At 37.1% G+C, this 9,918-nt stretch carries 11 protein-coding genes; 7 read left to right on the plus strand and 4 right to left on the minus strand.

Features of this window, described 5'->3' with window-relative positions; genetic code table 11:
• Positions 1-28: 28 nt before the first annotated feature.
• Together M899_RS02385 and M899_RS02390 are read right to left on the minus strand one after the other, a co-directional pair.
• Complete coding sequence (locus M899_RS02385; protein ID WP_021269758.1) at positions 29-349, minus strand: hypothetical protein; 321 nt, start codon at positions 347-349, stop codon at positions 29-31.
• An 11-nt stretch (positions 350-360) separates the two neighbouring features.
• Positions 361-606 carry a hypothetical protein gene (locus M899_RS02390; RefSeq protein ID WP_021269772.1) on the minus strand — a complete coding sequence of 82 codons (246 nt, stop codon included), beginning with the start codon at positions 604-606 and terminating at the stop codon, positions 361-363.
• A gap of 136 nt (positions 607-742) precedes the next feature.
• Between M899_RS02390 and M899_RS02395 the strand changes: the two genes are divergently transcribed.
• The 7 genes from M899_RS02395 (at position 743) to M899_RS02425 (ending at position 9,349) form a co-directional block, all read left to right on the plus strand.
• Positions 743-1,498 (plus strand): tetratricopeptide repeat protein, encoded by a 756-nt coding sequence (locus M899_RS02395; protein ID WP_155897043.1) that lies wholly within the window; start codon positions 743-745, stop codon positions 1,496-1,498.
• Positions 1,499-1,511: 13 nt separating this feature from the next.
• Complete coding sequence (locus M899_RS02400) at positions 1,512-3,665, plus strand: LysM peptidoglycan-binding domain-containing protein (RefSeq protein ID WP_021269759.1); 2,154 nt, start codon at positions 1,512-1,514, stop codon at positions 3,663-3,665.
• A gap of 87 nt (positions 3,666-3,752) precedes the next feature.
• Positions 3,753-6,242, plus strand: coding sequence for a type I DNA topoisomerase (topA, locus tag M899_RS02405; protein ID WP_021269798.1), 2,490 nt, complete (start codon positions 3,753-3,755; stop codon positions 6,240-6,242).
• 3 nt (positions 6,243-6,245) lie between these two features.
• Positions 6,246-7,229, plus strand: coding sequence for a DUF368 domain-containing protein (locus M899_RS02410; RefSeq protein ID WP_021269810.1), 984 nt, complete (start codon positions 6,246-6,248; stop codon positions 7,227-7,229).
• A gap of 49 nt (positions 7,230-7,278) precedes the next feature.
• Complete coding sequence (locus tag M899_RS02415; RefSeq protein ID WP_021269787.1) at positions 7,279-8,178, plus strand: hypothetical protein; 900 nt, start codon at positions 7,279-7,281, stop codon at positions 8,176-8,178.
• Between the two features lie 3 nt (positions 8,179-8,181).
• Positions 8,182-8,949 (plus strand): DUF4423 domain-containing protein, encoded by a 768-nt coding sequence (locus M899_RS02420; RefSeq protein WP_021269806.1) that lies wholly within the window; start codon positions 8,182-8,184, stop codon positions 8,947-8,949.
• A 70-nt stretch (positions 8,950-9,019) separates the two neighbouring features.
• Positions 9,020-9,349 carry a hypothetical protein gene (locus M899_RS02425; RefSeq protein WP_021269781.1) on the plus strand — a complete coding sequence of 110 codons (330 nt, stop codon included), beginning with the start codon at positions 9,020-9,022 and terminating at the stop codon, positions 9,347-9,349.
• Between the two features lie 5 nt (positions 9,350-9,354).
• Here M899_RS02425 and M899_RS02430 read toward each other — a convergent pair whose 3' ends face one another.
• Both M899_RS02430 and M899_RS18770 read right to left on the minus strand, forming a co-directional pair.
• Positions 9,355-9,690: a hypothetical protein gene (locus M899_RS02430; protein ID WP_021269779.1), complete on the minus strand. Its 336-nt coding sequence runs from the start codon at positions 9,688-9,690 to the stop codon at positions 9,355-9,357.
• 122 nt (positions 9,691-9,812) lie between these two features.
• On the minus strand, positions 9,813-9,918 hold a 106-nt coding region (locus tag M899_RS18770; RefSeq protein WP_155897045.1), incomplete at its 5' end, for an L-serine ammonia-lyase, iron-sulfur-dependent, subunit alpha.

Raw genomic sequence — 9,918 nt, forward strand, 5'->3', positions numbered from 1 at the left:
TGAAGGGCCAGAAATGGCCCTTTTTTTGTTAGTGAGGAATAATACACTTAAAAGTGATGAGATTTACTTGCTCACCAAATAACTCTTTTTTAATTTTCTTTGTTTCAGTTGAAGTTACTTCTTCACTAATGATTGAGGGAGCATTAGGGGCGCAAATCTTTGTAAGTCTCTCAAGAGTTGAAAGTCGTCTTTGTTTTGTTTTCTTCTCATCTTCGCAAACCCTGTATAAAACTTTTCCACCAACAAAAGTTCCGTGCTTTTGCTCAATATACTCACCATCAGGAATTGTTGGAGTTAGACTGCAACTTGCTACGATTAGGGTAAGAGGGAGGAAAATTTTTCTCATCATTAGGCCACCTATTATAAGTTTTCTTCTACGAGTATTTCGATCGGGAATTTCTCTTGGAGCTTTGCAATAATTCTTTTCACTTCAGGCGCGAACTCTGGACTCGACTTTATATCAATGTCGCGAAAGGCCTCTTTTAGTGAGGATTCTAAAGTTGAGTAAAAGCATAGGCCTTCGTTTGCTTCTAATTGGAAATAGAAGAATGCAGCTTCTTCTTTTGGCAGTCTAACGATTAGATGAAATATATTTTGTTCACTCAAAGTGCTCTCCTTATATACAAAACCAAATATCATTGACTTAGGTGCTAACTCAACTAAAATATTAATTAAGCTAGGCATCAAAGACTTCATTATGAAGTATATGTCATGGAGGACAAAAGTGAAAAGGAATTCACTGATGCAAGTAAGCATTCTACGACCTGCAAAGGTTTCGCGTTATTTATCGTTAATGCTTATGGTAAGTACGTTAAGTTCATGCGCTTGGATGACAGAGCGTACATCTTTATTTGGTGAAGATGAAGCGAAGGCCAAAGAAGCACCACTACAGATGGTTCCTAAAGAGCAGTACGACCAACTTCTTTCAAAGTATGAAACTTTAGTTGATCAAGTTAAGAGTGCTGAAGTTCAAAAAAGAGATTCAGTTGAGAAACCATTTCAAGGGGGAGATCCTTCTGAAATAGTTAACCAACTCAGTAAAGTGCAACCACCTGCTGATTTAGCTGAGACTGTTGATGTATTCAATGAGCAAAAAAAGATGGTCGATCAAAATGAATCGATGCTTGGTCAGTCTGGTGCTGGTATCGGTGTTTCAGACAATGCCATTGAAAATCAAATCGTAAGATTAAGAAAGGGGATTGTCCTTGTTAATCAAAATCGCTTTGATCAGGCACTTAGTGTCTTTAAAGATTTAGAACAATCACCTGTTCCACAAATCCAAGTTAGAGCTAAATTCTATTTGGGTGAAATGCTATTTATGCAAAATGAATATGATCTTGCTATGCAAGTTTTTGAAGAGATTATTTCAAAGCATTCGTTTAGTGGTGTCGTGATTAAGGCGCTTGGACGTCTTATTGTTTGTTCTGAGAAATTAAAATTAGATAAGAAAAGAGAGAAGTATTACTCAATCCTTCACGATTTTTTTGGCGCAGCTTAAGGAGTAGCACTTGGTGAGACGTAAAGTTCTCTTCACATTCATATTAGCAACACTCTTAGCTTCAAATGCAACATTTGCAAATGATGATGCTGTGACTGATGACGTGAACTTGGAGCTTCTCGAGGCCAACGATCAACAGATGCTTGAAGGAAGTAATGTTGATCTCAATTTATCAGATGTTGAAGAAACAGATGATTATGAGGCCCTTAAAAATGATATTGGAACAGATCCTTTTGCCACCTCTGAAAACAAAGAGGAAGTGAAAGAGGTACCTGAAGAAAAAAAGAATGACACATTCGTGATTCAAGATGATGTTGATTTAATTATCGAAGACAAATCATTGATAGTTAATCAGCCAGAAGAGACAAAAGAAGAAAAGGCCAAGCGTCCTGAGATTTTTGACGTTGGTAATGAAGAGAAGAAACTTCTAGAAATCTCGAAATTTTTAGAAACTAAAATTCCTGACGTTGAATGGGAAGAGATAAGTACAAATTCAAAAGAAGAAAAATATGTCGTTCAAAAGGGCGACTGGTTATGGAAAATTTCTGAACGTCTATTTGGTTCAGGTTTTTACTATTCAAAAATTTGGTCGATGAACCCTCATATTACAAATCCGCACGAAATTGAACCGGGAATGGTTCTAACGTTTCGTACAGGGACCAGCGACGAGTTTCCAAACGTCGAACTTGGAAATTTTGAAAACGTACCAGATGAAGCTAAACTGAGTAAGAAATCTGCTGCGGGATTTCAATTTGATAGTTTTGCAGATGATTCGACTCCTCCATGGTTAGCTGAAAGACAAAAGCTCATTGATCAAGGTGTCTTCTTCCAATTTGCTTCAGAAGAAACTTTTGATGATCTTAGAAAAATTGGTGAACTTTCAATTAGAACTGAATACCAGAAGTATGAGCCACCTGTTCCTGATATTGTTATTAAAGAACCTGGTGAAGAGTATGACGAGACAGGTCTCGATAAATCTTCGAAGATTGAATATAAAGTAAAAGAAGGTTTCTTCTTAAATACATTTGTGACGACAAACGTTGTACAGGATTTAGGAAAAGTAGACGCAAAAAGAGATGAGAGTATTTTTATCAAGGCCCATGAAAAAATCTATGTGGAATTTGATAAAGGCGTAAAAGTTAAACCAGGTGACATGTTCTCTGTTTACAGCCCGGAAGGTAAGGCGTCTCATTCTATTTCTGATCGCTCAGGGTTTAAGTATGATATCTCTGCCCAGATTAAAGTTATCCGCAAGCAAAACCATCTTTGGGAGTGTTTGGTAACAGATCTTATCGGGATCATCGAAAGAGGGGCGAGAATCACTGTTTATACTCCTAAGATTGAAAAAATCTTTAAAACATTTAATAAAAGGGCCATTGAAGCGGCCATCATCGATACTCATAGAGACACGGCAAATGGTATTTCCTTTGGTGATGTTGTTTATATTGATAGAGGTCGTGCTGATGGAGTTGAAATTGGTAACGTTTTTGAAGTGTACTCATTTGAAGATAAGGGAACAGGAAAGAGAATTACACCTGATCCAACTTATAAGATTGGTGAGCTTTCAGTCGTAACATTAACAGATAACTTTGCTACGGCCATTATTACCAATAGTAGTGTTGAGATTCCGATGGGGGCACTGGCCCTGGCAAAAACAGAGGAGCAGGTTTTAAAAGAGAGGCAACTTAAGTCTAATGCACTTGCAAGTGATGTTAGTGAGCTTGAAAAGAAATCTCTTGATGAACTTGACGTAGAGCTTAACCTTGACAACATGGGCAAAGACCTTCTTGAGCAAGTTGATAAACTACAATTGACTGAAGATGAGCTACAAGAACTTGAAAGACAAGAGCGTGAAAAATCTGTCATCAAAGAGCATGAGCGTGATATGCAAGAGCTTGAGAGACTTGAAGGTGAAATTCTTGACGCAGAGAAGTCATTGAATGAGGCACGCGTTGATGAAGATAAATTCCTAGAGCAACAGAACCTTGACGCGATAGAGAATAATCAGCAAAAACAAGATCCTGACGCATTTGAATCTCTCAATGATATTGAGCAAGAAGTAGGGCGTAAGTATCTTGATCAAGATTTAAATGAAAAAGAGAATCCATACGGATTAACAGAATTTGATCTTGAAGAAGTAGATGAGTTGTTGAATACTGAGCAATAATCAACTATAAAAAAGTATATTAAAGATAGCTTAGTCAAAAAATAAAGGTCTTTAGGGGCCTTTATTTTTTTTAAAAGGACAAAATATATGGCAACAAGCGTTGCAGGTAAAAAGAAAGTTGCTAAAAAAGCAACTGCTAAAAAAACTGCCAAAAAAACTGCAAAGAAGGTTACTAAGAAAGTAACTAAGAAGGTTACTAAGGCCAGCGCTGAGGGGAGTGACGAAAAGCCCATCAAGGTAACTGGTGAATACAGCCTTGTCGTTGTAGAGTCTCCTTCGAAGGCCAAAACAATTAAGAAATACCTTGGTAGAGGATATCAAGTTGTGGCATCAAATGGTCACATTAAAGATCTTCCTAAATCAAAACTGGGTGTTGATATAAAAGAAAACTTTGCTCTTGATCTTGTACCTATTACAGGAAAGAAAGCAAAGATTGAAAGAATTCAAGAACTCGCAAAAGACGCTAAAGAAATCTTTCTTGCACCCGACCCCGACCGTGAGGGAGAGGCGATTGCATTTCACTTGGCCGAAGAAATTGGGCCAAAGAAAAAGAAGAATATCCATAGGGTTGTTTTTAACGCTGTTACAAAGACGGCCGTTAATAATGCCATTCAAAATCCAACTGAGCTTAATGAAAATATGTATGACTCTCAAAAGACGAGAAGGGTCCTTGATCGTCTAGTGGGTTATAAAATTTCTCCAATCCTATGGGATAAAGTTCAACGTGGTATTTCAGCTGGCCGTGTTCAGTCAGTTGCTCTAAGAATTATTGTTGAGCGTGAAGATGAAATCAAAGCGTTTACTCCAGAGCAGTGGTTTTCAATCCACGGAGAAATGCAAAAAGATAATACGGCCTTTGAAATTAAGTACTATGGTGAAGAGGCCAACAAAAAAACTGATCTAACAGATATCGATTTCACAAAGAAAATTGTTTCAGACGTTAAGGATAAAAACTTCAATGTTGTTGAAGTTAAAAAACGTGAAAGAAAACAAAATCCAACTCCTCCATTTACAACATCTAAACTTCAACAGGAAGCGGCCAATAAACTAGGCTACACTGCTAAGAAGACTATGATGATTGCTCAAAAACTTTATGAAGGTATTGAGCTTACAAATCACGGGCAACAGGGTTTGATCACTTATATGAGAACGGACTCGGTGAGAACGGCCCCAGAAGCAATGGAGAGTTTAAGAAGTTTTATCGTTGATAAATACGGTAAAGACTATCTTGCTTCTGAAGAGATTAATTACTCTAAAAAGAAAAAGTCAGAAGGAAAGGTTCAAGATGCCCACGAGGCCATCAGACCGACAGATCTTACTTTCACTCCTGATGAAGTAAGAGGGGATTTAACTGACGACGAACAAAAACTTTATGAACTTATTTGGAATAAATTTATTTCATCTCAAATGAGTCAAGCTGTTATTGACCAGACAACTGTTACATATGAGTGTCAAGGTCACTACTTCAGAGCAAATGGTTCAATCATCAAGTTTGCCGGTTTCAGACACGTTTATCTTGAAGCTGCGGCCGAGAAAAGATCTCGTCGTGGTGGAGATGATGAAGATAATGAAAACGAAAACAACGATGTAAAAAATGGTCTTCTTCCTGAAATTAGTGAAGGAGAAACAATGAAGGCCGCTAAGAATCCTGATTTCTTAGAACACTGGACATCACCTCCGCCAAGATTTAATGAAGCGTCTTTAGTTAAGACTCTTGAAGAAGAAGGTATTGGTCGTCCATCTACATATGCTTCAATTATTTCAAATATCCAAGATCGTGGATACGTTGAGAAAATTGAAAACCGCTTCATGCCAACTGAACTTGGTATGGTGGTTTGTCGCATGCTTATTGAATCGTTTCCAGATGTCATGAACGTTAGCTTTACGGCCAACGTTGAAAAGCTTCTCGATAAAATCGAAGACGGCGAAGTGAAGTGGAAACAAGTTTTAAAAGAATTTTGGAAAGGTTTTGAAGTCACTCTTGAAAAAGCAAAAGAGGAAATGAAAAACCTTAAGAAGCAAGAAATCCCAACAGGGATCAAATGCCATAAGTGTGCTGATGGAGAATATTTAATTAAGTGGGGAAGAAACGGACAATTCCTTGCTTGTTCAAATTACCCAGACTGTACTTCAACACATGACTTCAAAAAAGATCTTGATGGAAAAATTCATCTTCTTGAGAAGAAGTGGTTTAGAGACCCATGTCCAACATGTGGAAAGAGACTAGAAGAGAAAAAAGGTAAGTACGGACGTTTTGTTCGTTGCGAAGATTACCCGAAGTGTGACACGACACTACCATATACTATCGATGTAACTTGTCCAAAATGTAAAAAAGGAAAGTTTGCAGAGAAGCAATCTCGTTACGGGAAAATCTTCTACGGTTGTACAAGCTATCCTGAGTGTGAAAACGCTATGTGGACAATGCCTTACGCGCATGCTTGTCCTAAGTGTGGAAACGGTATTATGGGACTTAGAGAAACAAAAAGAGACGGTAAGCACCTTGAGTGTCCAAGCTGTAAATTCAAAGTGGATTGGGCCGAGACACCATTTGCTTCTGAAGAAGATAAAGCGGAATAATCTATGTCAAATAAATCATGGAAAGATGTTTGGAATGCGGGGCCTGGGCCCCGTTCTTCTTATGAGATAGCAAAACTTTATACTAAAGGTTTTGCCATGGGAACAGCGGATCTAATTCCAGGTGTATCTGGAGGAACGATTGCCTTTATTACTGGAATTTATGAAGGCCTTTTAGAAGCAATCGCTTCAATTGATAAAGAATTTTTTAAATGCTTGCTGCAATTTAAACTGAAAGAAGCATTCAGTCGCTTGCACTTAAGATTTATTTTTCCTGTGGGCCTTGGGATTGTTACTGCAATTTTAGGACTTGCAAGGCTTATGCACTTTCTTCTCAATGAACATCCCATTCCAACTTGGGGTGCTTTTTTTGGATTAATTGCGGCCTCAATTATTGTAATTTGGCGCCAACTAGAAAAACCATTCACATTAGTTAGTCTTGCTTTCATTGCTTTGGGAGCAATTGTCGCATGGGTACTGGTCTCTCTAATTCCCGTCACAACTCCAGAGTCTTGGTGGTTTATTTATCTATGCGGAATTATCGGAATCACGGCCATGATATTGCCTGGAATTTCTGGTTCTTTCTTACTGCTCATCCTTGGCAAGTATGAATACATCACTGGCGCAGTAAAAAATCCGTTTCTCATTGATAACATCACTATTATTTCTGTTTTCCTTGCCGGAACAGTCACAGGCCTTCTAGGCTTTTCTAAAACTCTAAATTGGTTTTTGAAACACTACCATTTACAAACCATGTCATTTCTAACAGGAATTTTAATTGGTTCAATGAAGAAGGTATGGCCGTGGAAAGAGGTACTGGAAAGCGTTGAAATCCGTGGCAAAATCAGAGTTTTACGCGAAGCGAACGTTATTCCTAGTGAAATGAATTCAGAGTCAGTTCTTGCTGTCGGACTTATCTTAATCGGTTTTCTGGCCGTGATTGGTTTGGAGTTTTTCTCTAAGAAAAAAGAGAGCGAATCAAGTATCTAGTCGAACGACACTCTTTGACAATCTCTATTTATGAAGTGAAAATTGGAGCATGAAAAACATCGTTTTAATGCTCCTTTTTTGTCTAAGCTCTCTTACTTTTGCTGGCCATGAAATAGGCAACGGTGGCCATATCCTTAAGTGTGATGATGGCAGCTATGAGATTTACGATCTTTTTTATATCAAAAAATTTTGGAATACATTTCCAACTCCACCCTCTGACAGTGCTTCAGAATATAAAATGGTTGAATCCTATATTGAACCTTTAAAAGAGTTTTACCCAGAACTCCATAAAATGTTTGATACAGCGCTTGAGCACTTTAAAGTTGGTCTACAATTTGAAAATGAACTTGTTTTCGGAAACTCTGGCGATATTGGAACTGTCTTTGGCAAAAAAGGGTGTGAGATTTTACAAATTGCAGTTCAACAATATGATCCCGTTTTTGATCGCACCCGCTTTTTTGTCGATCGTGAACTTTATACGAAACTTGATACATTTAATCGTTCAGTTCTCATCATTCATGAACTGATCTACTATGTGATGAAGTACGAGAATGCCCAAAAGGTTCGTTTGTTTAATTATGCTTTTCTAAACGATATGTTTTCAATAACAACTATAAAGTACCAGATGAATCTTTTTAAAAATCTGAATATTGAATCTGTTGTTTTTAAATCAATTCCCATTCAGATTAATGAGGATATGGTTTTTGATGAAAAGGGAAATCTACTTGAGGCCAAGAGCGTAAAGGGAAGAAAAATAGAATTTGAATTTTTTGAGTTCTACTTATCTGGCGGTAGAATATATTTCTATAACAATGCTAGTCCGAAAGAAGTTATTGCAGAATTACGCTTTCCTATTTTCTATGAAAAGGAATACCTTTTGCCAGGTTACTATAAACTTCATTTTGATAAAGACGCACGCCTAATCAAAATCGACCAAGACTTATTCTAATTAATGGATTATATCGACCAACTCAACAGTGAATTTAGCAAGAGAAAGCTCAAAAACGAGCTTTATTCCCTGCGCGCTTTTTCCATGTCATTAGGAATTAGCCCAGGGACTCTAAGTAATGTTCTTAAACGTAAGAGGCACATTGCCTTAAAAGATATTCTCCGAGTAAGTGAACTGCTTTCACTAGCAGAAAAAGACAAAAAGCTTTTTATCAAAACCGCCTTTGCTAATCGTTTAAATGAAAAATCAGTCGTTCAGTATTCTTCAGTTTTAGAAACAGATTCAAAAACAATCATCGATCCAGATAAATATGAAAAATTCATCAAAAATTGGAAGTATCATCTCATCATAGCTTTGTTTAGTATGAAGACTTATAAGAATGATCTGTCATGGATGAGGGAAAAAACCGGTTTGAGTGAAACTGAGATAATTAAAATTTTAAATGATCTCGTTGATATGGAATTTATATCCAAGACAAAGGATGGCTACAGTTCTTCAGTAAATAAGACTAGAACAAAACCAGATATACCTTCTTTTGTCGTAAGAGAGGCCCATTGCAACAATTTAGAATTGGCCGCTAAGAAAATCGCAAAAATTGAAGTTGAAAATAGGGATTACAGGATCGTAACGATGCCTGTGAATATACAAAAAATGAAGAAGGCCAAGGAGCTCATTAATCAATTCCTCCATGATATGGAACAGCTTGTTGAAGACGAAGAGGCGAGTGAAATTTATCGTCTGTCTCTACAGTTTTTCCCACTCAAGAGGTAGTGTTGCACGTTTGCAACGCTTTGATCTCCTTTTAGTTTTCTAAAGATAACGCAGTTTCTATTCTATTATTATGAAATTAAATGTATTTGATTACGCATGTATTACAACATTCTTAAAAGATCTTCTTGAATCAAAGAAAGCGAAGAATGCTAACTTTTCACTTCGCTCATGGTCAAAATATCTCGGATATAATTCTCCGACATATCTCTCACTATGTACAAGAGGTCTTGCTCAGTGCAATCCTATCTTTATTCGACGTCTGTTCGAAAAAGAAGAATTTTCTGAGCAAGAGAAAGTTTATCTCACTTTTTTATTCTTAAAAAATCAATGCCAAGACTCTGAAGGTCTTTATATTGATGATCTTAGTGCAAAAGTTAAACAGGCCATTTTAGAAAACTAAAATTCCTATTTACAGCCACCGTAGACCTTTTTAGGATAATGAGCAAGTGCCGAAATTGGCATGATCTCATCGCTCATTCCATCGTTACCTTTTCCATCGCTTGTTAACGTAACAAGTGTTGTATCACCTGAGATAAGATCAGTTGTCAGTTCATCAACTTTCTTTTCTTTGATATTTTCAATCTTAACGATTTCATCGCTGCCAAGTTCATCGATAACAAGAACTTTACTATCGCTGTTGTAATTCATAACGATAAAGGGCTCAGTAAATCTACAATTAATCGAGCTTGCAAGAATATTAGAAGAAATAAGAATTAGTCCTAGTGCTAAAGTCGTTTTCATAGATTACTCCTGAGATGATGTTTTAAGCATCACAGTTGTATCATTTTACGTCATTTAGAGATTCTCAGATGATAAAAAGGATAGGGAGTGTTAGTTTATTAACATCTCCCAATTTCAAGAGTTTAACATTCGGTAACGTTTACCGCTAGGCCACCACGACTTGTTTCCTTGTACTTAGACTCCATATCTGCACCAGTATCTTTCATGGTTTTAATGACTTTATCCAAA

Origin of the sequence: Bacteriovorax sp. BSW11_IV, from assembly GCF_000447755.1 — a bacterium.
Lineage (GTDB): Bacteria > Bdellovibrionota > Bacteriovoracia > Bacteriovoracales > Bacteriovoracaceae > BSW11-IV.